Origin of the sequence: Streptomyces sp. NPDC051452 (assembly GCF_044454765.1) — a bacterium.
In the GTDB taxonomy this organism is placed as follows: Bacteria; Actinomycetota; Actinomycetes; order Streptomycetales; family Streptomycetaceae; genus Streptomyces.
Genome location: NZ_JBITEB010000029.1, coordinates 1 through 24,352 on the forward strand (window position 1 = coordinate 1; position 24,352 = coordinate 24,352).

At 73.4% G+C, this 24,352-nt stretch carries 8 protein-coding genes; all 8 read right to left on the reverse strand.

The window, feature by feature from the left end; translation table 11 throughout:
• Positions 1–6,977, reverse strand: a 6,977-nt coding sequence (locus ACIBA9_RS37370) for an amino acid adenylation domain-containing protein (RefSeq protein WP_399370111.1), incomplete at its 3' end; no start/stop codon positions are given.
• Between the two features lie 118 nt (positions 6,978–7,095).
• Entirely contained in the window at positions 7,096–7,302 is a 207-nt protein-coding gene (locus tag ACIBA9_RS37375; RefSeq protein WP_393899857.1) for an MbtH family protein, read from the reverse strand.
• 53 nt (positions 7,303–7,355) lie between these two features.
• Positions 7,356–17,564 (reverse strand): amino acid adenylation domain-containing protein, encoded by a 10,209-nt coding sequence (locus tag ACIBA9_RS37380; RefSeq protein ID WP_399370114.1) that lies wholly within the window; start codon positions 17,562–17,564, stop codon positions 7,356–7,358.
• A gap of 222 nt (positions 17,565–17,786) precedes the next feature.
• On the reverse strand, positions 17,787–19,130 hold the full coding sequence (locus ACIBA9_RS37385; protein WP_399370116.1) for a serine hydrolase domain-containing protein: 1,344 nt from the start codon (positions 19,128–19,130) through the stop codon (positions 17,787–17,789).
• A gap of 129 nt (positions 19,131–19,259) precedes the next feature.
• Complete coding sequence (locus ACIBA9_RS37390) at positions 19,260–20,654, reverse strand: sensor histidine kinase (RefSeq protein WP_399370118.1); 1,395 nt, start codon at positions 20,652–20,654, stop codon at positions 19,260–19,262.
• 6 nt (positions 20,655–20,660) lie between these two features.
• Positions 20,661–21,329, reverse strand: a complete 669-nt coding sequence (locus ACIBA9_RS37395; protein ID WP_399370120.1) for a response regulator — start codon at positions 21,327–21,329, stop codon at positions 20,661–20,663.
• A 150-nt stretch (positions 21,330–21,479) separates the two neighbouring features.
• The gene (locus ACIBA9_RS37400) at positions 21,480–23,471 is read right to left on the reverse strand and encodes an FtsX-like permease family protein (RefSeq protein WP_399370122.1); all 1,992 of its coding nucleotides are present in this window, start codon (positions 23,469–23,471) and stop codon (positions 21,480–21,482) included.
• On the reverse strand, positions 23,471–24,217 hold the full coding sequence (locus ACIBA9_RS37405) for an ABC transporter ATP-binding protein (protein ID WP_362152886.1): 747 nt from the start codon (positions 24,215–24,217) through the stop codon (positions 23,471–23,473). The genes ACIBA9_RS37400 and ACIBA9_RS37405 overlap by 1 nt, the downstream gene beginning before the upstream one ends.
• Positions 24,218–24,352: the final 135 nt, after the last annotated feature.

The following is a 24,352-nucleotide window of genomic DNA, read 5'->3' on the forward strand; positions in this document are numbered from 1 at the left end:
ATGTTGACCAGGCGGGTGCCGGTGGTGGCGTAGCGGTCGAACCAGGTGCGTATGTGTTTGGGTTCCAGCGCCTCCCCACCGAAGATCACCCAGCGCAGCGCGGGAAGCTGTTCCCCGCCCGCTTCCGCCGCGTGCTCGACCAGCTCCCGGAACATGGACGGTGTCTGGTCGAGGACGGTCACCTGTTCGTCGCGCAGCAGGTTCCACATGGCGTCGGGGTTGCGTGCGGTGTCGTGGGGGACGACCACGGCTCGGCCGCCGGTCATGAGGGCGCCCCACAGTTCCCAGACGGAGAAGTCGAAGGCGTAGGAGTGGAACACCGTCCACACGTCGTCGGCCGTGAATCCGTACAGGTCCTGGGAGTTGGCCATCAGGTGGAGCACGGTGTGGTGCTCGATCGCGACGCCCTTGGGACGGCCGGTGGAGCCTGAGGTGTAGATGACATACGCCAGGTCCGTCGCCGTCACACCCGTTAGCGGAGGTGTCCCCGGCAGCGCGGAGATCGCTTCCCACTCGGTGTCCAGGTCGACCACCCGCACACCCGCCACGGGCAGACCCTCGCTCAGGCCCCGGTGGGACACCAGCAGTTCGGTGCCCGAGTCGGCCAGCATGTAGGCCAGTCGGTCGGCGGGGTAGGCGGGGTCGAGCGGGACGTAGGCGGCGCCGGACTTGAGGATGCCGAGCAGGCCGACGACCATCTGGGGGCCGCGTTCGACGGAGAGGCCGATCAGCTGGTCGGGGCCGGCGCCGAGTGAGATCAGATGGTGGGCGAGGCGGTTGGCGGCCTCGTCGAGTTCGCGGTAGGTCAGTGATTCGCCGGCGCAGGTGACGGCCACGGCGTCGGGTGTGGTCGCGGCGCGTGCGGCGACCCGTTCGTGGATCGTGCCGTCCCAGGCGGGGACTCCCGGTGTCACCGCCCAGTCCCGCACCAGCCGCTCCCGCTCACCCGGCGCCAGCATCGGCACCGCCGACACCGGCCGCTCCGGATCGTCGGCCATGCCGGTGATCAGGGCGTCCAGGTGCCCGGCCATCCGCTCGACCGTGCCCGCGTCGAACAACTCCGGGTCGTAGGCGAGGGCGTACGCCAGCTCCTCTCCCGCGTATGCGACCAGGTTCAGCGGGAAGTTGGTGACATCGGCGCCCTCGAGACCGTGCAGCCGGACGCCGTCGGAGGGACCGGTGTCGCCGTCCACGGGGAAGTTCTCGAACGCGACCAGGCTCTCGAAGAGGTTCGTGCCGCGCTCGACGGCGCTCCACCCCTGGATCCGGGGCAGTGGCACATACTCGTACTGGCGCGCCTCGACCTGCGCCTCCTGCACCCCGGCCAGCCACTCGGCGACCGGCGCGGCACCGTCGACGGCCACCCGCACCGGCAGGGTGTTGATGAGCATGCCCACCATGGAGTCGACACCCGGCAGGTCGGCAGGGCGGCCCGAGACGGTGGCGCCGAACACGACGTCCCGCTCTCCCGCATAGCGGGACAGCAGCAGCGCCCAGGCGCCCTGCACCACCGCGTTGACGGTGAGCCGATGGGTACGGGCGAACGCGTACAGGCGTCGGGAGGCGTCCGCGGGCAGCCGTGTCACCAGCCGCTCAGTGGACTGCGCGCGGTGGCTGGCGGCGGGGCGGCGGTCGTACGGCAGCGCCGTCGGCTCGTCGAACCCGTCCAGCAGGGTCCGCCAGTACGCCTCCGCCTCCGACAGGTCCTGCCGCTCCAGCCACTCCACATACGCGCCGAACGGGCGCCGCGCGGGCAGCACCGGCTCCTCGCCGGCGGCCAGCGCCCGGTACGCCGTGGTCAGCTCGTCCAGCATCTGGAAGGTGCTCCAGCCGTCCAGCAGCACATGGTGGGAGGTGCGCACCACCCGCACGGACGTGTCCGACGTACGGGCTATGGCGATCCGCGTCATGGGGACGGCCGACAGGTCGATGCCGCGCTCCCGGTCCTCCGCCAGATGCCGCGCCAGCGCGCGGGCCTGCTCGTCGGTGCTCAGAGCGCGCCAGTCGAGGTGGACGACCGGTGTCCGGACATGCCGGCGCACCACCAGCAGCGGGCGGTCCACCCTCTCCCACACGACGGTGCCGCGCAGGATCTCCAGGTGGTCGGTGACGTGCTGCCAGGCCCGCTCCAGCAGGGCGGGCTCGGCGATCCCGTCGAGGACGAAGCTCATCTGCTCGAAGTAGGCGCCGGACCCGGGCTCGGCGAGGGTGTGGAAGAGCATGCCGCTCTGCATGGGCGTGAGCGGGAAGATGTCCTCGATGTCCCGGCCGTCGCCGGCGATCCGGTCCAGGGCTGCCTGGTCGAGCCGGGCGAGCGGGAAGTCGGACGGGGTCGCGCCGCCGCTCGCCGGGTCCTCGCAGTGCTCCAGCAGGGCACGCAGCGCCGCCACGTGCTCGCTCGCCAGCCGCTCCACCGTCGGCCGGTCGAAGACCTCCCCGGAGAAGATCCAGGTGAAGCCAAGCGAGCCGTCCTCGATCATGCCGACGACATCGAGGAGGTACGGGCGGGGCTCGCCCGGCGCGTGATCGTGGCCGAGGGCCGGCAGGCGGTCGCGGACCAGTCCCTCCGACGCGGTCGTGCCGTCCCACTGGCCCAGGTAGTTGAAGCTGATGGGCGGGAGCGGGTCCGTGCGCAGGGCGTGGCCGGGCGTGCCCGGCGGGGAAAGGAAGCGCAGCGCGTCGTAGCCGAGGCCGCGGCCCGGCACGGCCCGCAGCTGCTCCTTGACGGACTTGACCGTCTCGCCCCAGCCGCGACCGGCCGGGAGCGTCAGGGCGACCGGGAAGTGGGTGGTGAACCAGCCGACCGTGCGCGACAGGTCCAGGTCGTCGAACAGCTCCTCGCGGCCGTGTCCCTCCAGGCCCATGACCAGGCGCTCGGCGCCCGTCCAGTCGGCCAGGGCGCGGCCGAGAGCGCTCACGAGCACGTCGTTGATCTGCGTGCGGTACACCGACGGGACGCGGTGCAGCAGCGCCTCGGTCTCCTCGCGGCCGAGGCGCACCTCGACGGTCTGCTCGGCGGCGGTGACGTTGCGGCCGTCGGGGTGGTCGACGGGCAGCGCGGGCGCCCGGTCCGGCTCAACCGAGCGCCAGTGGCCGATCTCGTGGTCGAGGGCGCCGGCGTGGACGTGCGCGGTCAGGCGGTCGGCCCACTGCTGGTAGCTGCTGGTCCGGGCGCCCAGGTCGACCGGGCGCCCCTCGGTGAGCTGGGCGTAGGCGGTGGCCAGGTCCTCCAGGACCACCCGCCAGGACACCCCGTCCATGACGATGTGGTGAACGGCGAGGAAAAGGCGGGGCGCGCTGCCGTCGCCGAGGCGGAACAGGACGCCCCTGACCAGGGTGCCCTCACACAGGTCCAGGGCGCGCTGCGCCTCCAGGGCCGCGCCGTTCAGGACCTCTTCGGTGTCCTCGCCGTCGGCGATGTCACGGACGGCGAGGAGACCGGAAGGCCGGTCGCCGTACTCCTGGATCCAGGTGTCGCCGTCGCGGACGTAGCGCATCCGCAGCGCGTCGTGGTGGGCGACGAGCGCGTCGAGGGCGCCTTCCAGCAGCTTGGCGTCCGTGCCCGGGGCCAGCTCCAGGTGCACGGACATGGCGTAGTGGTCGGGGTCGACGGTGTGCTCGTCGAGGAACCAGCGCTGGATCGGGGTGAGTTCGACGCGCCCCGAGACCTTCTCCGGCACCGTGGCGGAGGGCCGCTCCTCGGTGGTGGTGGCGGTGGGGGCGAGGGAGGCGATGGTCTGGTGGAGGAAGAGGAGTCGGGAGGTGAGGTGGAGTCCGGCCTGGCGGGCGCGGGAGACGACCTGGATGGAGAGGATGGAGTCGCCGCCGAGGTCGAAGAAGTTGTCGTGGATGCCGACGCGTTCGACGCCGAGGACGTCGGCCCAGATGGTGGCGAGGGTTTCCTCGGTGGTGTCGCGGGGTGCGGTGTGGTCGGAGCCGGTGTGGATGGTGGTGGGGTCGGGGGTGGGCAGGGCGCGGCGGTCGACCTTGCCGCTGGGGGTCAGGGGCAGTCGGTCCAGCGGTATGTAGAGGGCGGGCACCATGTAGTCCGGCAGCGAACCGGACAGATGGGAACGCAGCTCGGACGTCCGCTCGGCCGCGTCGGCGCCCTCGGCCACCACGTATGCCACCAGGCGCCGCCGCCCGGCGTCGTCCTGCCAGGCCAGGACCACCGCGTCCCGCACGTCCGGGTGGGCCAGCAGCGCGCTCTCCACCTCGCCCAGCTCGATGCGGAAACCCCGGATCTTCACCTGGTCGTCGGCGCGCCCCAGGAACTCCAGGTCCCCGGAGGCCAGCAGACGCGCCCGGTCACCGGTGCGGTACAGCCGGTCGCCCGGCACGAAGGGGCTGTCCACGAACCGCTCTGCGGTCAGCTCCGCCCGCCCGTGGTAGCCGCGCGCCACACCGTCGCCGCCGATCCAGATCTCGCCCGGCACACCCGGCGGGACGAGGTTCCCGTGCCGGTCGAGCACATACACCCGGGTGTTGGGCAGCGGACGGCCGATCGGCACGTACACCCGGCCGCGCAGGCTCTCCTCGGTGGGCACGAAGACCGTCGAGTCCACGGTCGCCTCGGTACCGCCGTAGGCGTTGACGACGACACAGTCGTGCCGGATGCGCCGCAGCAGGGCACGGCAGTCCTCCACACGCCAGGCCTCCGAACCGACCGAGATCAGCCGCAGCGGCGGGAACGCCCCACCGCGCCGGTCGACCTCCTGCAGCACGGCGTTGAGCAGCGAGGGGACGATCTCCAGGCCGGTCGCGGACGTCCCGGCGATCAGGTCGAGCAGCGCCGACGGTTCGGTGGTGACGTCCTTGGACGCGATGATCAGCGCCCCGCCGAAGGGGACGGAACGGATGAGGTCCGCGAAGAACAGGTCGACGGAGAGGCTGGACACCGACAGGAACCGCGGCTTCAGCTCCGCCAGCCCGTACCGCCCCTCCCAGGCGGTGAGGATGTGCCGGACGTTGCGGTGTTCGACGGCGACACCCTTGGGCTCGCCGGTCGACCCGGAGGTGTAGATGACGTACGCCGTGTTCCCGGCGGTGACGCCGGTGCGCGGCGCGGTGGCGGGCAGCCGATCGATCGCCTCCCGCTCCGCGTCCAGGTCCACGACCCGCAGTCCGTCGCCGGCGGGCAGACGGTCGCGTACCGCCGACTGTGCGACGACGATCCGGGCGCCCGAGTCCGCCAGCATGTACGCCAGGCGGTCGGCGGGGAAATTCGGGTCGAGCGGCACATAGGCGGCGCCCGCCCGGAGGATGCCGAGCAGGCCGACGGCCATGGCGGAGCCGCGCTCCACGCTGAGGCCCACCAGGGAGCCGGGGCCGGCGCCGAGGGACACGAGGTGGTGGGCGAGCCGGTTGGCGCGCTCGTCGAGTTCCCGGTGGGTGAGCGTGGCGTCCTCGGCGATCACGGCGACCGCGTCGGGGGTGCGGGCGGCCTGTGCCGCCAGCCGCTCATGGATCAGGAGGTAGTCACCCAGCGGCAGTTCCGTGGCGTTCCACTCGACGGCGACCTGCCGGCGCTCCTCGTCGGTGAGCAGCGGCAGCGCCGCCACGGGCCGGTCCGGGTCGGCCACCGCGCCGGCCAGGAGCACACCGAGATGGCCGGTCAGCCGGGCGATCGTAGGCTCGTCGAAGAGTTCGGTGCTGTACTCCACCAGGCCGCGCAGGCCGCCGTCCCGCTCCTCGAACTCGAAGGTGAGGTCGAACAGGGAGGCGTCGCGCTCCAGCGGGTAGGGGGAGACCGTCGCGCCGGGCAGCGCCAGGGTGTCGGCCGGGGCGTTCTGCAGGACGACCATGGCCTGTACGAGCGCGGTGCGGCTCGGGTCACGCTCCGGCTGTACCGCCTCGACGAGTTTGTCGAACGGGGCGTCCTCGTGGGCGAACGCGTCCAGCACGGTGTCCTTGACGCGGTCCAGCAGCCGCGCGAACGTCAGCTCCTGCTCGACCTGGGTGCGCAGCACGACGGTGTTCACCAGGAAGCCGACCAGCTGCTCCAGTTCCTCCCGGCCGCGGGCGGCGGAGGACGTGCCGACGGCGATGTCCTCCTGCCCCGACCAGCGGGCGAACACCGCCTTGACGGCCGCTGTCAGCACCATGAACAGGGTCGCGCCCCGCTCGCGGGCCAGCCCCTTCAGCTGCGCGACCATGTCGGCGGACAGGTCGAAGCCGTACACCGCGCCGCTGGAGGAGCGGACGGCCGGGCGCGGCCGGTCGGTGGGCAGCTCCAGCGGGCTGATGCCCTTGAGCTGTTCGCGCCACCACTGGATCTGTTCCTCCAGCAGGCCTCCGTCTTCCAGGCGGGCGCGCTGCCAGGCGGCGAAGTCCGGGTACTGGACGGTGACTTCGGGCAGCCGGGCGGCGCGGCCCTCGGTGCGGGCGGTGTACAGCTCGCCGAGTTCGCGGGCGACGACGCCCAGGGACCAGCCGTCGGTGACGATGTGGTGCATGCCGAGGACGCAGATGTGCTCGTCCTCGGCGAGGCGCACCAGCAGTACGCGGACCAGCGGACCGGACACCAGGTCGTAGGGGCGCGCCATCTCCGCCCGTACGGCGTCCCTCGCGGCCTCCTCGCCGGCGACGTCGGCGCTCACCCAGTCGGCGTCGAGCCGCTCGTGGACGATCTGCACACCCCGGCCGTCGCGGGAGTCGAACGTCGTGCGCAGCGCCTCGTGCCGGGCCACCAGATCGCCGACGGCCCCGCGCAGCGCTTCGGCGTCGAGGGGACCGCTGATCCGCACGGGCAGCGCCGAGTGGTAGTCGGCGCCGCCGGGCGCGAAGTCCTCCAGGAACCACAGGCGCTGCTGGCCGAAGGACAGCCTCAGCTCACCGTCGCGGGGCACCGCCGGGACCAGCGGCGCGGCGGTGGCCGCGGCTGCCCCGCCCTGGCCCGCCAGCCGCTGCGCGAGCGCCTCGCGCAGTCGGTCGGGCAGAGCGGCTATCCGGTCCGCGCGGGAAGACGACGTGTTCATTGGCGGGATCCCCCAGGATGTGGCTGAACGGCGGGTCGAAAAGGCGGCCCGTCCGGCCCGCCGCCGAAGGTGGCGGCGGCGGACCGGGCGGCGGGTGGCCGGGACGCGGCGGCCGGGCTCAGGCGGTGGCGGAGCGCAGGCCGCGCGGGCGCATGTCGGTCCAGTTCGCCTCGACATGGGCGAGGCACTCCTCGCGCGACCGGTCGGCGAGGACGGTCTCCCAGCCGGCCGGGACGGCGGTGCCGGTGGGCCACAGCGAGTGCTGGCCCTCCTCGTTGACCAGGACGTCGTACGAACGGTCGGACTTCTCGAAGGGGTTGGACACGGTGGGACCTCTCGGGTGTGGGGATGAAGGCGGGGGTGGGGGAGCCGGATGGGTCAGGACGCCCCGGCGGTCGCTTCCAGCTCGGCCAGGATCTGCTCCTCGACGCCGGCGGCGGTCTCGGCGACCGTCGGACCCTCGAAGAGCGCGCGGGGCGTCAGCGCGGTGCCGAACAGGGCGTTGATCCGCGACACCGTGCGCAGGGCGAGCAGCGAATCGCCGCCCAGCGCGAAGAAGTCGTCGTGGACGCCGACCCGTTCGGCCCCCAGCAGCTCCTGCCACACCTCGGCGATCAGCTCCTCGGTGGGGGTCGCGGGGGCCTCGTACTCCCGGCCGGCGGCCAGGCGTTGTTCCGGGGCGGGCAGTGCCCTGCGGTCGACCTTGCCGTTGGCGGTCAGCGGCAGCGCCTCCAGCGTGCCGAACAGCGCCGGGATCATGTGCTCGGGCAGCGACGACGCCAGATGGGCGCGGAGTTCGGCCGCGTCGGGCACCGGCGCCCCGTCGGCCAGGACGATGTGGGCCACCAGGACGGTGCGGCCCGACTCGGGGTCGGTGTGCGGGACGACAGCCGTGTCGCCGACCGCCGGGTGTGTCACGAGGGCGGCCTCGATCTCGCCGGTCTCCACCCGGAACCCGCGGATCTTGACCTGCCCGTCGCCGCGGCCGAGGAACTCCAGGGTGCCGTCGGGCCGCCACGCCACCAGGTCCCCCGACCGGTACATCCGGGTGCCAGGGCTGCCGAACGGGTCGGCGACGAACCGCTCCGCCGTCAGCCCCGGCCGCCCCAGATAACCCCGGGCCAGACCGTCACCGGCGATGTACAGCTCGCCCGGCACCCCGACCGGCGCCGGGGTGAGCCCCTCGGTCAGCACGTACACGCGGGTGTTGGGCAACGGGGCGCCCAGTGGCACCGAGCCGCCCTCCGACGTGTCGCGCACGTCGTGGGTGGTGGTGAACGTGGTGGCCTCGGTGGGGCCGTACCCGTTGGTGAGCCGCAGCGCGGGCAGAGCGTTCAGGACCCGGGCGCAGTGCTCGGGGGAGAGCCGGTCACCGCCCGCGACGAGCTGCCGCAGGCCCGAGAACACGCCCATGTCGTCGTCGGCGACCTGGTGGAACAGCCCCGCAGTGAGCCACAGATGGGTGACGCCGTGGTCCTTGAGGAACCGGCCCAGCTCCGCGGTCGTGGGAACTCCCCGCGGGTGCACGGCCAGTCGCGCCCCGCGCAGCAGGGCCGCCCACACCTCGAACGTGGAAGCGTCGAAGGACAGCGAGGCGAACTGCGCGACCGTGTCACCCGGGCCGGCGTCCGTGTACGGCGCCTCGTGCACCAGCCGGACGACGGCCCGGTGCGGGGTGAGCACACCCTTCGGGGTGCCGGTCGAGCCGGAGGTGTACATCACGTACGCGATGTCGTCCGGCGCCGGGTACGGCGCGGGCGCCGTCGCCGGCCGTCCGGCGACCTCGGTCGCGTCGAGGTCCAGGTCGACGGTCCGGGCCGTGGTCGAGGGCAGCCGGTCGCGGGTCCCCTCCTCGGTGATCACGAGCGTCGGCCCCGCGTCGCCGATCATGTACCCGAGCCGGTCGGCCGGGTATCCCGGGTCCAGCGGCACATAGGCGGCACCCGACTTCAGGACGGCGAGCAGCGCGGTGACCGCGTGCGCGCCGCGCTCCAGGCACAGCCCGACGAACGTGCCGGAACCGGCGCCCAGGGACACGAGGTGGTGGGCGAGCCGGTTGGCCCGCGCGTCCAGCTCCCGGTACGTCAGCTCCTCGCCCCCGTACACCAGGGCGACGGCGTCGGGGTGCGCGGCGACCCGGGCGGCGAACAGCTCCGGCAGCGACGCCCCGGGCAGGGCGCGAGCGGTGTCGTTCCAGGCCCGTACGGTCAGTTCGGCCTCCGCCGCCGTCAGCATCGGCACCGCGGCCACCGGCGTGGTCCCGCCGGCGGCGGGGAGCGCGGTCAGCAGGGCCTCCAGATGGCCGCACAGCCGGGCCGCGGTGTCCGGGTCGTACAACCGGGCGTCGTAGGCGAGGGTGTAGGCCAGCTCGTCGCCGCCGTAGGCGATCAGGTTCAGCGGGTAGTTGGTCGCCTCGGTGCCCGTCAGACCGCGGACCCGCAGCCCGTGCGCGGCGGCCGCCTCGTCGTCCATCGGGTAGTTCTCGAACACGACCAGGGTGCGGAACAGCTCCTCGCCGCGCTCCACGTCGCCGTACGCCTGGACGCGCGGCAGCGGTACGTACTCGTACTGGCGCGCCTCGACCTGCGCCCGCTGCACCTCGGCCAGCCAGTCGGCCACCGGCGCGCTCCCGTCCACGCGCACCCGCACCGGCAGAGTGTTGATCAGCATGCCGATCATCGACTCCGCGCCCGGCAGTTCGGCCGGGCGGCCGGAGACGGTGGCGCCGAACACGACGTCGTCCACCCCGGCGTGCCGGGCGAGCAGCAGCGCCCAGGCGCCCTGGAGCACCGTGTTCACGGTGAGCCGGTGCCGGCGGGCGAAGTCGAACAGCTCGCGGGAGGCCTCCGGAGACAGACGGCGCGGGATCCGCGCGGTGGAGCCGGTGCGGTGGCCGGGCGCGGAGTGCCGGACGGCGGGCAGCGGGGTCGGTGCCCGGAACCCGCCGAGGGTGTCCCTCCAGTACCCCTCGGCTTCCGCCAGGTCCTGGCGCTCCAGCCACTCCACGTACGCGCCGAACGGCCGGCGGGCGGGCAGCGCGGGCTCCCGCCCGGCCGCCAGGTCCGCGTACGCCTGGTAGGTCTGGGTGAGGACGTCGAAGGTGGACCAGCCGTCCAGCAGGATGTGGTGGAAGGCGCACACCAGCCGTACGGAGGTGTCCGTCAGCCGCACCAGGGTGAGCCGCAGCAGCGGGGAACCGGTCGGCTCGACCGGCCGGGCGCGGTCGGCGGCGAGCAGACGGCGCAGGGCCTCCTCCCGCTCGTCGGCGGGCAGCGCACGCCAGTCCAGATGGGTGACGGGCAGCTCCACGCCGCGGCGGACCACCATCAGCGGACGCTCCACGTCCCGCCACTCCAGCGAGGCGCGCAGCACGCCGACATGGTCGGTGACCGTCTGCCAGGCCCGGGCGAGCAGCGCGGGGTCGGTGACGCCGTCCAGCTCGAAGGACATCTGCTCGGCGTAGGCCGTCGGGTCGGACAGCGTGTGGAAGAGCATGCCGCTCTGCATGGGCGTGAGCGGGAAGATGTCCTCGATGTCCCGGCCGTCGCCGGCGATCCGGTCCAGGGCCGCCTGGTCGAGCCGGGCGAGCGGGAAGTCGGACGGGGTCGCCCCGCCGTTCCCCGGCCGCAGGCAGTGCCGCACCAGCCCGCGCAGCGCGGCGAGGAAGGCGTCCGCGAGGCGCCGCACGGTGGTGGCGCGGTGCACGGCGGGAGCGTGGATCCAGTCGATGCGCAGTTCGCCGTCACCGACGGCGGCCACGATGTCGATGACGTGCGGCCGGGGCTGCGCGGGCGCCTGGTCGGCGCCGAGCGCGGCCAGGCGGGCCCGCACCAGGCCGCCGTCACCGGTCGTCCCGTCCCACTGGCCGAGGTAGTTGAAGCTGATCTCGGGCTGCGGGGCGGTCGCCAGGAAGGCGCGCGCGGGGCTGTCCGACTCGGACAGGTGGCGCAGCGCCCCGTACCCCAGGCCGCGGCCCGGGACGGCCCGCAGCCGCTCCTTCATCGCCTTGAGGGCCGGCCCCCAGTCGCCGTCGGGGACGTCCAGCGTGACCGGATGGATGGTGGTGAACCAGCCGACGGTGCGGGACAGGTCGACGTCGTCGAACAGCTCCTCTCGGCCGTGGCCCTCGAGAGCGATCGTCACCGGATCGCCCGCCCAGTCGCGCAGGACCCGGCCCAGCGCGGTGAGCAGCACGTCGTTGATCCGGGTGCGGTACGCGGCGGGGACCCGCTGGAGCAGCGCCTCCGTCTCGGCGCGGTCGAGCCGCACGGACGTCACCGCCGCCGTGCCGAAGGTGTTGGCCGCGTCGTGGTGACCGTCGCGCGGCAGCGGGCGGACGGCGGCGGCCGTCTCCTTCCAGTGGCCGATCTCGTGGTCGAGGGCGCCTGCCCGGACGTGCGCGGTCAGGCGGTCGGCCCACTGCTGGTAGCTGCTGGTCCGGGCGCCCAGGTCGACCGGGCGCCCCTCGGTGAGCTGGGCGTAGGCGGTGGCCAGGTCCTCCAGGACCACCCGCCAGGACACCCCGTCCATCACCAGGTGGTGCACCGCCAGGAAGAGGCGGGGCGGCCGCGACGGACCCAGGCGGAAGAACACCCCCTTCACCACGGTGCCGCTCGCCAGGTCGAGGGAGCGCTGCGCGGCGAGGGCCGCCTCGTGCAGGGCGGCGTCCCGCTCCTCGTCCGCCGTCGCGGACAGGTCCCGTACGGTCAGCGGCGGCGCGGTGGCGTCGCCGTACTCCTGGATCCAGGTGTCGCCGTCGCGGACGAAACGCATCCGCAGCGCGTCGTGGTGGGCGACGACCGCGCCGAGCGCCCGCTCCAGCAGGGCCGTGTCGGTGTCCGGGGCCAGCTCCACCTGCGCGGACATGCCGTAGTGGTCCGGGTCGACGGTGTGTTCGCTGAAGAACCAGTCCTGAATGGGCGTCAGCGCGACCCGGCCCGACACCTCGGCCGGTGCGTCGTCGGACGACTCCTCGGTGGTGGTGGCGGTGGGGGCGAGGGAGGCGATGGTCTGGTGGAGGAAGAGGAGGCGGGAGGTGAGGTGGAGTCCGGCCTGGCGGGCGCGGGAGACGACCTGGATGGAGAGGATGGAGTCGCCGCCGAGGTCGAAGAAGTTGTCGTGGATGCCGACGCGTTCGACGCCGAGGACGTCGGCCCAGATGGTGGCGAGGGTTTCCTCGGTGGTGTCGCGGGGTGCGGTGTGGTCGGAGCCGGTGTGGATGGTGGTGGGGTCGGGGGTGGGCAGGGCGCGGCGGTCGACCTTGCCGCTGGGGGTCAGGGGCAGTCGGTCCAGCGGTATGTAGAGGGCGGGCACCATGTAGTCCGGCAGCGAACCGGACAGATGGGAACGCAGCTCACCGGTGGACAGTGCGCGGTCGGCCGTCAGGTAGGCGACCAGGCGCCCCCGGCCGGTCTCGTCGTGGTGGACGACGACCACCGCGTCCCGTACCTCCGGGTGGCGGCCCAGTGCCGTCTCGATCTCACCCAGCTCGATCCGGAAGCCACGCAGCTTGACCTGGTCGTCGGCGCGCCCCAGGTACTCCAGGCTGCCGTCCGCGCGCCACCGGGCCACGTCGCCGGAACGGTACATCCGCTCGCCCGGCCCGCCGTACGGGTCGGCCGTGAACCGCTCCGCCGTCAGGCCCGGCCGTCCGTGGTAGCCGCGCGCCAGGTGCGGGCCCGCGATGTACAGCTCGCCGGGCACGCCGACGGGCACCGGCTGCAGCGCCGCGTCGAGCAGCCGCACCCGGGTGTTGGGCAGCGGCGTGCCGATCGGCGGCACGGCCCCGCCGGCCAGCGGCGCGCTCATGGTCGCGACGACGGTCGACTCCGTCGGCCCGTAGGCGTTGACCATCCGCCGCCCGGCCGACCAGCGGGCCACCAGCTCCCCGTTGGTGGCCTCGCCGCCGACGACGAGGGTGCGCAGCCCGTCGAGTCCTTCCGGCGTCAGGGTGGCCACGGCGGAGGGCGCGAGCAGCGTGTGGGTGATGCGGCGCTCCGACAGGAACGTCTGCAGCGCCTCGCCGACCAGCGGGCCGTGCGGCGGCAGGACGAGGGTGGCGCCCGCGGGGAGGGCCATCAGGACCTCCATGACGGCGCCGTCGAAGGACGAGGAGGCGAACTGCAGGACCCGGCTGTCCTCGTCGACCGCCAGTCGCTCGATCTCGGCCGAGGCGAGGTTGCCGATGCCGCGGTGCGGGACGAGGACGCCCTTCGGGGTGCCGGTGGAGCCGGAGGTGTAGATGACGTACGCCAGGTCGTCGGGGCCCGGGCCGGGTACGGGAGCGGTGGCGGGCCGCGCGGCGAGCGCGTCGGCGTCCCGGGCGAGGTCCACGACCACGGCACCGGTGTCCGGCAGCCGCCGCACCAGCTCGGTGCGGGTGACGACCAGGCGGGCACCGGAGTCCCGGAGCATGAACGCGAGCCGGTCGGCCGGGTATCCGGGGTCCAGCGGCAGATAGGCGGCACCGGCCTTCATGATGCCGAGGAGGCCCACGACCATCTCCGCACCGCGCTCGACGCACAGGCCGACGAAGGTACCCGGCCCCGCGCCGAGGGACACGAGGTGATGGGCGAGCCGGTTGGCCCGCTCATCCAGCTCCCGGTAGCCGAGGACGGTGTGCGTGTCCTCCACGGCGGGCGCGTCCGGGCGGCGCCGCGCGGCCGCCGCGACCAGTTCGGGGAACGTGCCGGTGAGCGTCGGGCGCACCGGGCCGTTCCAGCCGTTGACGACCTGCTCGTACTCGTCCCGCGTCAGCATCGGCAGCGTGGCCAGCGGCCGGTCGGGCTCGGCGGTGGCGGCGCGCAGCACGGTGGTCAGATGCCCGGCGAAGCGGGCGATGGTCGCCTCGTCGAACAGGGCGGTGCTGTAGCCCACCCGGGCGGTCAGGCCGTCGTCGGTCTCGAAGAACTCGACGGTCAGGTCGAATGGCGCGGCCTCCCGGGGCACCGGGTGCTCGGCGGTGCGCACACCGGGCAGCCGGAGCTGCTCGCCCGCCGCGTTCTGCAGGACGACCAGGGCCTGGACGAGCGGGGTGCGGCTGGTGTCACGGGCGGCGCCGACGGCGTCCACCAGACGCTCGAACGGCACGTCCTGGTGGGCGAAGGCCTCCAGCACGGTCTGCTTGAGCCCCGACAGCAGTTGCGCGAAGGACATGCCGGGGTCCACGTGCGAGCGCAGGACCACCGTGTTGACCAGGAAGCCGACGAGATTCTCGAGGTCGCGGTGGTCGCGGCCGGAGGAGGCGGTGCCGACGGCTATGTCCTCCTGGCCCGACCAGCGGGCGAAGACGGTCTTCACGGCGGCGGTCAGGGCCATGAAGAGGGTCGCGCCGTGCCGCCGGGCGAGTTCCCCGAGGGCGGTGGTGGTTTCGGCGGGGACGGGGAAGGTGTAGACGGCGCCGGCCGAGGAGCGCACGGCGGGCCGCGGCCGGTCGGTGGGCAGCTCCAGCGGTGTGATGCCGTCGAGGCGCTCGCGCCACCATTGCAGGTGTCGGTCGAGGAGCCCGCCACCCTCCAGACGGCCGCGCTGCCAGGCCGCGAAGTCCGGGTACTGCACGGCGACTTCGGGCAGCCGGGGCGCGCGGCCCTCGGTGCGGGCCGTGTACAGCTCGGCCAGCTCACGGGTGACGACGCCCAGGGACCAGCCGTCGGTGACGATGTGGTGCATACCGAGGACGCACACGTGCTCGTCGTCCGCGAGACGCACCAGCAACACCCGGACCAGCGGCCCGGCCGTCAGGTCGTACGCCCGGTTGGTCTCGGCGCGCACGAGGTCCCGCAGCCGGTCCGCACGCGGTCCCTCGGCGAGGCCGCCGAGGTCCTCGGTGCGCCACTCCGGGGCGAGCCGCGGGTGGACCACCTGGACGCCGCGTCCGCCGACGACGCCGAACGTGGTGCGCAGCGACTCGTGACGGTCCGTGAGGTCCGCCACGGCGGCCCGCAGCGCGGCCGGGTCGAGGGCGCCGGTCAGGCGCAGCCCGGTCGCGGTGTGGTACTCGGCGCTGCCGGGGTCGAAGTCCTCCAGGAACCACAGCCGTTGCTGCCCGTACGACATGGGCAGGGCGCCCTCGCGCGCGACGACGGGGATGGCCGGGTCCTCGGCGGCCTCGTCGGGGGCGAGGGAGGCGGCGAGCTGGGCGATCGTCGGAGTGTCGAAGAGGATGCGCGGCGGCAGGGTCATACCGAGCGCGGAGCGCATCCGGAAGACGGCGCGGACGGACAGGATGGAGTTGCCGCCGAGGGCGAAGAAGTCGTCGTGGACACCGATGTCCTCGACCCCGAGGACCTCGGACCAGACACCGGCGAGGGTGTGCTCGACGGCGTCGCGCGGGGCGGTCCGCTCGCCACCGGTGCTCTCCTGGACGGTCGCCGGGGCGGGCAGGGCCTTGCGGTCGACCTTGCCGTTCGGGGTGAGCGGCAGGGTGTCGAGCACCACGATCGTCGAGGGGACCATGTGGTCGGGCAGGCCCTCGGCGAGGTGGGCGCGCAGGTCCTCGGGGGTGGGGCGACGCCGGTCGGAGGGCGACACGTAGGCCAGCAGGTTGGTGTTGTGGGTGACGACCACGGCCTGGGCGACGTCGGGGTGGAGCGCGAGGGCGCTCTCGATCTCGCCGAGTTCGATGCGGAAGCCGCGCACCTTGACCTGGTCGTCGGCGCGGCCCAGGTACTCCAGGGTGCCGTCGGGGTTCCAGCGCGCCACGTCACCGGAGCGGTACATGCGCTCGCCGGGCTCGCCGTAGGGGTTGGCGACGAAGCGCTCGGCGGTGAGGCCGGGCCGTCCGTGGTAGCCGCGGGCGAGTCCGACGCCGGCGATGTACAGCTCGCCGCGCACACCGGCGGGGACCGGGCGCAGGGCGTCGTCGAGGACGTACACGCGGAAGTTGGCGATGGGCGTGCCGATCGGCGGGACGGTAGCGCCGGCGAGCGGGGCGCTCATGGTGGCGCAGACGGTCGTCTCGGTCGGGCCGTAGGCGTTGATCATGCGCCGGCCGCGGGACCAGCGGGCGACCAGGTCGGCGGTGCTGGCCTCGCCGGCGACGACGAGGGTGGCGTCGGCGGGCAGCCCGCGGCCCTCGGGGAGGACGGCGACGGTGGCAGGGGTGAGGGTGGCGTGGGTGACACCGTGTTCGGCGGCGTAGGCGGCCAGCGGCTCGCCCGGGGCGAGGGTCTCCTTGCCTCCCATGACCAGGGCGGCACCGGTCAGCAGGCCCATGCAGACCTCCCAGAACGCCGCGTCGAAACTGGCGGAGGCGAACTGCAGGACGCGGCTGCCGGGGGTCACGTCGAACGCCTCGGTCTGTACGGCCGCCAGGTTGCCGATGCCGCGGTGGGAGACCAGGACTCCCTTGGGCCGGCCGGTGGAGCCGGAGGTGTAGATGGCGTACGCGAGGTCCTCCGGCAGGAGCGTCACCTCGGGGGCGGTGGCCGGGTGGGCGTCCAGGGCGGCCCGGTCGGCGGTGAGGTCGACCAGGGTGGCGTCCGTGTCCGGCAGCCGGTCACGCAGCTCGCGCTGGGTGACGACGAGCCGTGCCCCGGAGTCCTGGAGCATGTAGGCGAGCCGGTCGGCCGGGTAGGACGGGTCGAGCGGCAGATAGGCGGCGCCGGCCTTCATGATGCCGAGCAGACCGGCGGCCATGGCGGCCCCGCGCTCGACGCACAGGCCGACGAGCTGGTCGCGTCCGGCGCCGCGTGCCACGAGGTGGTGGGCGATCCGGTTGGCCCGCTCGTCCAGTTCGCGGTAGGTGACGCTGCCGTGCTCGTCGATGACGGCGACGGCCTCCGGGCGGGCGGCGACCTGGGCGGCGTACAGCTCGGGGAAGGTGCCGGTGGGCACCTCGCGGGCGGTGTCGTTCCAGCCGCGAACGACCTGCTCGAACTCGCCGTCGGTGAGCAGCGGCAGCGTGGTGAGCGGCAGTTCGGGGCGTTCGGCGGCACCGGTCAGCAGGACCGTCAGCCGGTCCGCGAGCCGGGCGGCCGTGGCCGCGTCGAACAGGGCGGTGCTGTGCCGGACGCGGAGCAGCCGTTCGGTGGCGCTGATCTCGAAGGACAGGTCCAGCGGGTCGAATTCGCGCTGAGCGGCCGTGAGTTCGTCGAGGTCGGCGACCATGGCCTGGATGTACGGGGTGATGCTGGTGTCCCGGGTGGGGGCCAGCGCCTCGACCAGGCCGGCGAAGGGCACGCCGTCGTGGGCGAGGGCGTCCGCCAGGGCGCGCCCGGTGTCGCGCAGCAGGGCCGTGAAGGACGCCGTGGCGTCGACGGCGGTGCGCAGGACGACGGTATGCCCGGTGCGCGGGGAGACGGTACCGAGAGCGATGTCCTCCTGCCCGGAGTAGCGGGTGAGCAGGGCGGTGACGGCGGCGGCGAGGACGGCCGCGCGGCCGGTGGCGTGGCGTTCGGCCAGCTCCGTCAGCGCGTGGACGGCGGGGCCGGGCAGCTCGCACGTGTGCGGGGCGGTGCCGGTCGACCGGACGACCGGGCGCGGCCGGTCGGCCGGCAGCTCCAGGGACGGGACACCGTCCAGTCGGGTACGCCAGAACTCGATCTGGTCGGGGACTGCCTGGTTCACCGGCACGTCGGCGCGAGCCACGTTGGTACCTCCAGAAAAGGGCGGCTTCCGGGCGCGGGTGGGCCACGGCGGGGCTGCGGAAGCCGGGGAAAGTCGGGAAGGACGAAGTGAGGAAGGGGGGCCGTCGCGGTCCGGGACCGTCGGGGGCGGTCCGGCCTCGCCCGGGGCGGGACGCGGCGGGGTGGGTGTGGGGGTGGGATGCCGGTCGACCGGCGCGCGGCGGCCGGGGCGGCCGGGGCGGTGTTACGCGGCCGTCGTACGCCGGGCGGAGCGACCGCCGAGCTGCATGAGGATGATGTCGCCCGCGGTGGGTTCGGTGACGAACCGGCCGGTGAAGGGGGCGGTGTCGGTGTCCGTGCGCCGGGCGCCGAACGTCAGGTCGGCGTGGGGCGTCAGATCGGCGGTGAGCCCGGTGGCGTCCGTCAGACGCAGGGCGGTGCCGTCGGGGTGGGCGCGGACGACGAAGCGCGTGTCGCCGTTGCGGTAGTCGCCGGCGAAGCGGTCGAGGCCGGTCGTCACGGCGGGGCCGGTGCCGGCCGCGGGTCGGTGGTCGCCCACGGGCACGCCGTGCTCCCGCAGCAGGTCGACGAGGTCCGCCCACAGCAGGGTGCCGGTGGTCGCGTTGGTGGTCAGCGCCACGATGGTGCCGGTGCCCGGGTGGAACCGCAGATGGGCGCTGCCGCCGTCGGCGGTGCCGTCGTGGCCGAGCCAGGTGCCGTCGGGCGAGGCGTAGTGGGCGAGCCCCAGGCCCCAGCCGTCGGCCATGCCGAAGGCGTCGGCGGCGGGCACCCGGGCGGCCATCTCGGCGCGCTCCCGGGCGGGAAGCAGGGTGTCGGCGCCGGGGTGGGTGCCCAGGTGCAGGGCGGCCAGGGCGGCCAGGTCGTCGGCGCTGGCGGCGAGTCCGCTCGCGGGGGCCCAGCCGGCCGGCAGGTACAGGCCGACGGGATGTGCGGTGCGCTCCTGGCCCGGCCGCACGGCATGGCCGTCCGCGGTGGCACGGAGACCGGCGGCCGAGCCGCCGCCCGGGAACACCGGGTCGATGCCGAGCGGTCGCAGGAGGGAATTCTCCAGGACCGCCTGCCACTTCATGTCCCCGGCCGCCTCGATGAGGCGTCCGACAACGTTGTATCCGGTGTTCGAGTACGAAAAGCAGTGACCGGGTTCGTGCAGGGCGAGCGTGGTCGCGGCGTTCGCCGTGTACCGCGCCAGGGAGGATTCCCGTGCGTCGTCGAGTTCGTGGTCGGCGACCAGTCCGGCGGTGTGGCTGAGCAGGTGCCTCAGGGTGACGGTGGCCATTCTCCCGTCCACCGCGCCGTCGAACTCCGCCAGGTATTCGGCGACCGGCTCGTCCCATTCGAGGTCGCCCTCGGCGACCAGCTGGGCGGCGACGGTGGCGGTGAAGACCTTGGTCACCGAACCCAGGGCGAAAGCGGTTTCCGCGGTGACCGGCCGATCCGTACCGGCCCGGGTCACGCCCGCGGTCACGGACAGGGTCTTCCCGGCCGTCCGGATCGTCAGCTGCGCGCCGGGAACCGAGTGGTCCCGGGCGAGCCCCTGTAGTCGGTCGGCGACAAAATGCGCTTCCACGTTTCCCCCTTGTCGAACTGGACGGGTACGGCCATCCGCACCAAGGAGGTGCGGGTACCCGTACCCCCCCATCCTCGATCACGCGTTCAAAAAAGGGCAAGAGCTTTCGATTTAAGGAAAAGATGCAGGTCAGATGGGGTGTGTCGACCAGGGGAGCGTGGCCGTCACCGTCGTCGGACCGCCGGGCGGACTGCTGACCTCCAGTTTTCCGTTGAGCGCGGCCGCGCGGTCCTCCAGTCCGCGCAGCCCCGTCCCGGCCGTCGGCGAGGCACCGCCCGCGCCGTCGTCCGTCACCGAGACGACGAGCTGGTTGTCCCGCTCCTCCAGGTGGACCCGAATACTCGTGGCGGAGGCGTGCTTGACCGTGTTCGCCAGACATTCCGCGACGATGTAGTAAGCGGTCGACTCGACGCTGACATCCGGGCGCCGGTCGAGGGCGCTGGACACGGCGACGGGCACATGGAACCGCTCGGTCAAAGCCGTGACGGCCGCGTCGAGTCCACGGTCGCTCAGAATGGGCGGCTGAATACCGTGTACCAGATCCCGTATCTCGTCGAGTGCCCTGCTGATTTCGTGATGGGTTTCGTCGATGAGCGCGGAGAGGTATTCCGCGTCGCCGCTGCGCCGGTGTCTCGCATGCGAGAGGTGCATGAGCAGAACCGCCAGCCGTGCCTGTGCCCCGTCGTGCAGATCCCTTTCCAGACGACGGTAATCGGCGTCGTTGACCCGCAGCGCCGCGATGCGCTGGCGCTCGGCCGCCTGCTCCCGGCGCTGCGCCTCGGCCTCGTCGATACGGCTGAGGATGCGCCGCACCATCCGGGCGCGCAGCTTGCCCATCCAGAACAGCAGCGCCACCAGCAGCGAGAAGACCACCGCGGACACGCCGGCGACCGACAGACGGGTGAGCGTCCCGTCCACCACCAGCGTCACACCGGGACCGAACGCGAGCTGCTCGGGGGCTCCGATGGGCAGTGCCACGGCGAACGCGACCGCCGGGAACGCCAGGGCCGCGAGCGGCAGCAGCCAGAGCGTGCCGAACAGCAGCAGCCCCAGGTAGCCGATGTCGTCCCAGCCCGCCTCGACCGAGCGGTGCTCCCGCTCCGCCTCCCGGTCCGCCTCGGCCGACCGGGAGGCGGGGTCCGGGGGGTCGCCGACGACCGAGTGGGCGAGCAGACGCTCCAGGTCGGCGAGGGCCCGCAGCAGCGGCAGGCTGAACGACATGCCGTCGCGCAGGACCGCCATCCGGTCCGGCACCTGCAACAGCACCGCCCCCAGGGCGTGGTCGGCACGCGGCCGCCGTCGCCCCGCCGGAACGGCCCAGTGGACCAGCGCCGCCGCACCGCGTACGGCGACCACGACGGCCGTCGGCAGACCGACCAGCAGGCACCAGGAGATGGCGCGCAGCGCCAGGGAGGCGGCGAGGAGGGGAGCCAGCAGCAGGCCGACCAGACTGCCTACGGAGAGGTAGATCAGGCCGGCGGCCACACGGTAGGGCGTCGAGAGTGTCACGGGTCTACTGGCCATGGCGCGTCAGTCGGCTCGGTTCAGCCTCTCCAGGCCCCGTAGATAGTCGAGTACCGCCAGCACCCGACGGTGGTTCTCACCCGTGTTCGGAATCCGCAACTTGCCGAGGATCGACGTCACATGCTTTTCCACGGCGCGTTCCGAGATGCCGAGCCGGTTCACGATTCCACCGTTCGTCAGCCCGGTCGCCATGAGTTCCAGCACCTGGCGCTCGCGTGGCGTCAGCAATTCGGTGGCACGCTTCTCGCGTGGGCTGCCGACGAACTGCTTGAAGATGTCGGAGTCCAGGACCGTCTCCCCGCGTGCCACCCGGTGCAGGGCGGAAAGGAATTCCTCGAAGTCCCCGACGCGCTGCTTCAGCAGGTATCCCGTTCCCGCCGGCGCGTCCCGGACCAACTCCTCGGCGTAAGTGGGCTCCACGTACTGGGAAAGGAGCAGTACCGCGGTGTCCGCGCCGAGCCTCTGTATCTCCAGGGCCGCGCGTATGCCCTCGTTCGTGAAGGTCGGCGGCATGCGGACGTCCATGATGACCACGTGCGGCCGTGTGGTCCGGACGACTTCCAGTACCCCCGTGGCGTCGCTCAGCGAGGCGACCACTTCGATTCCTTCGTCCGCCAGCAGCCTCGCCATTCCGGCTCTCAAGAGCGCGGAATCCTCGGCGATCGCGACGCGCATGGAGACTCCTGCTCGTTAGGATTGTGCCAACCGACCGCCGGGCATGCGCCGCCCGGCGGAAGGGAATTGGAGCTGTAAGGAGGCCATAGCATAGGCGTGGCGCCATGGTGATGCTACGCGGAGCGCCGACCGACCAGGAGGCGGCCAGCTTTATTGGCGGGAAGTGACCATCGTGACATTTGCTTGCCGCAGCAAACGGCCGGTGGCCGCCAGGCTCACCACGACACCCACGAGCACACACGCCGCGGTGAGCGCCGCGAGCATCCCCCACTCCACGCTCAGCGGTGCCTGGCCGCCGAACACCGTGAGGGCACCCCGGTAGGCCCGCGCCCCCAGCGCGACCACGCCCGCCGCGATCAGCACGCCCAGCACCGAGGTGGACAGCGTCTCCCACAGCGCCATCCGGCGCACCTGCCCCACGCCGACACCGAGCATCCGCATACCCGCGATCTCCCGCCCGCGCCGGCTGTACGACATCACCAGCGTGCCGGCCACCGCGATCAGCGCGTACAGCGAGGCGGGCACCGTCAGCACCCCCAGCACCAGCCGGTTGAGCCGGTCCTGGTCGGTCGCCGTCCTTCCGAGCCACTGCCGCGACGGCACCACCCGGACCCGGTCCGCACCCACCCGCGCGGTCAGCTCGGCGGCCACCGCCCGCACCGAGCCCGCGGCCTGCCCGCCGAGCAGCACGTCGGCACGCGACGGGGCCGGGGCCGCGCCCGCGCCCCGCGAACCGGGCGGCAGCAGCAGCGAGGGCACGGCCGAGCCACCGTCCAGCACCGCCACCACCCGGGCCTTGACCGTCCGGCCGCCGAACAGCCCGTACGTCACCGTCGACCCCGTGTGACGCCCGTACCAGTCGGCGAACTCCCGTGACACGGCCACGGTTCCGGGGCGCAGCGGGCCGAGAGACCCCTCGGCCACCGTGATCCGGTGGGTACGGGCCAGCGTGGCCGGGTCCGCGACCGCCGCCTGCTCCTTCCACACCGAGTCCGGGCCCGCCACCGCCACCTCCAGCGCGGCGGGCGCCGATACGGCCGCCACCTTCGGGTCGGCGCGCAACGCGGCCACCTCGTCCGCGCTCAGCGTGTCGCCGTGGGCGGGCTCCACGACGAGTTGGGCGACGGTACGCGCCCGGTCGTCCGCCTGTGTCGCCGCACCCGTGGTGGACAGCACCGTGGTGAAGGCGCCGACGATCGCGAGGATCGCCAACACCGGCCCCACCAGGGACGCCGTGCGCCGCCGCGAGGTACGCGCCGACTCCGCGGCGAGGCGTCCGGCCACCGGGTCGACCCAGCGCAGCGGCAGCGCCATCAGCCGCAGCAACGGTGGCAGGTACACCGGCCCCAGCAGCGTGGCGGCGACGGCCAGGGCCATCGTGCCGAACAGCGCCAGCGGAGTGGCCGCCTCCGTCCCGGCGCCGGGGGCCACCGCCAGCATCACCCCTCCGGTCAGAAGCGACAGCGCGCCCATCACCCCGCGCCCCACGGTCATCGTCCGCGCGTCCAGGTCCGCCTCGCGCAGCGCCTCCGTCGGGCGGGCCCGGGCGGCGCGCTTGGACGCGGCCAGCGTTCCCAGCACCGCCATGAACAGGCCGCAGCCCGCCGCGAACACCAGTGGCCAGAGCAACGGTCCCGGCCGCAAATCGACCGGTGCCAGGCCCGTGCCGTTGAGCGCCCTCGTGGTTTCCGGCGCGGCCGCCGCGGCCGCCGCGCACCCCACGAGCGCGGCCGGCACCGCCACCGCCAGCGACTCGCCCAGCACCATCCGGCGCACCTGCGGGCCGCCCGCGCCCACCAGACGCAGCAGCCCCATGTCGCGCCGGCGCAGGGCGATACCGAACGCGCAGGTCCCGGTGATGACGAAGACCGTCACGAACGCGGACACCACCCCCGCCATCGCCAGCACGCTCTGCACCCCGCCGAGGTCCAGATCACCACTGGTCAGGGTGTGTGCCGCACCGGTGCCGTCCTTCAACGTCACCGACGGGCTGCCGGCACCCGGCGACGTGGGCACCGCCCAGGTCGCGGCCAGCGCCGAGGCGGACACCCCGATCAGCGCCACGCCGAGCGCGAGCGCCACGAACGTACCGGCGAACAGAGCCCAGTAGTGCCGCACCGAGCACAGGGAGATCCGCCACATCACCGCTCCCACAGGCTCAGCTGGTGGGCGACCGCGTCGGCCGTGGGGTGGTCGAGCCGCCCGACGATCCTGCCGTCCGAGAGGAACACCACCCGGTCCGCGCAGGCCGCGGCCGCCGGATCGTGGGTCACCATGGCGACCGTGCGCCCGCCCCGGTCGACCACGTCACGCAGCAGCTCCATGATCTGCCGGCCGCTGCGCCGGTCCAGGGAGCCCGTCGGCTCGTCCGCGAAGACGATCTCCGGCTCGGCCACCAGGGTCCGCGCGATCGCCACCCGCTGCTGCTGGCCGCCGGACAGCTGCGCGGGCCGTCGGTGCGCCTTGTCCTCCAGACCCACCTGGCTCAGCGCCTCCAGAACCCGGTCCCGCTTCACGGAGCCGCCCCGCAGCCGCAACGGGAGCGCCACGTTCTCGTACGCCGTCAGCATCGGCAGCAGGTTGAACTGCTGGAAGACGAAGCCGATCCGGCTGCGGCGCACCGCCGTCAACTCCCGCTCGCCGCAGGCGGCGAGGTCCGTGTCACCGAGGAGGACCTTGCCACTGTCGGGCCTGTCCAGGCCGGCCGCGCAGTTCAGCAGCGTCGTCTTGCCGGAGCCCGACGGACCCATCACAGCGGTCAGCGCCCGCTGGGGAATGCCCAGGCTGACCTCGCGCAACACCGGGACGCGACCCCCGGCGCCCGGGTAACTCTTGGAGACGGCGGCCAGTTGGACAGCCGGCAGCTGGATATCGGTGAGCAGTGACATGCTCCCAGTCCAGCAGAACCGGCCGCCCGGGGCAGTGGGCCTGCGGGGAGTCATGGAAGGTGGGTTTTCCCTACCATCCGCCGTGGCACGGCGTCCGGTTAGAGTGACCGGTGCACCCCACACGCAAGGCCCCGG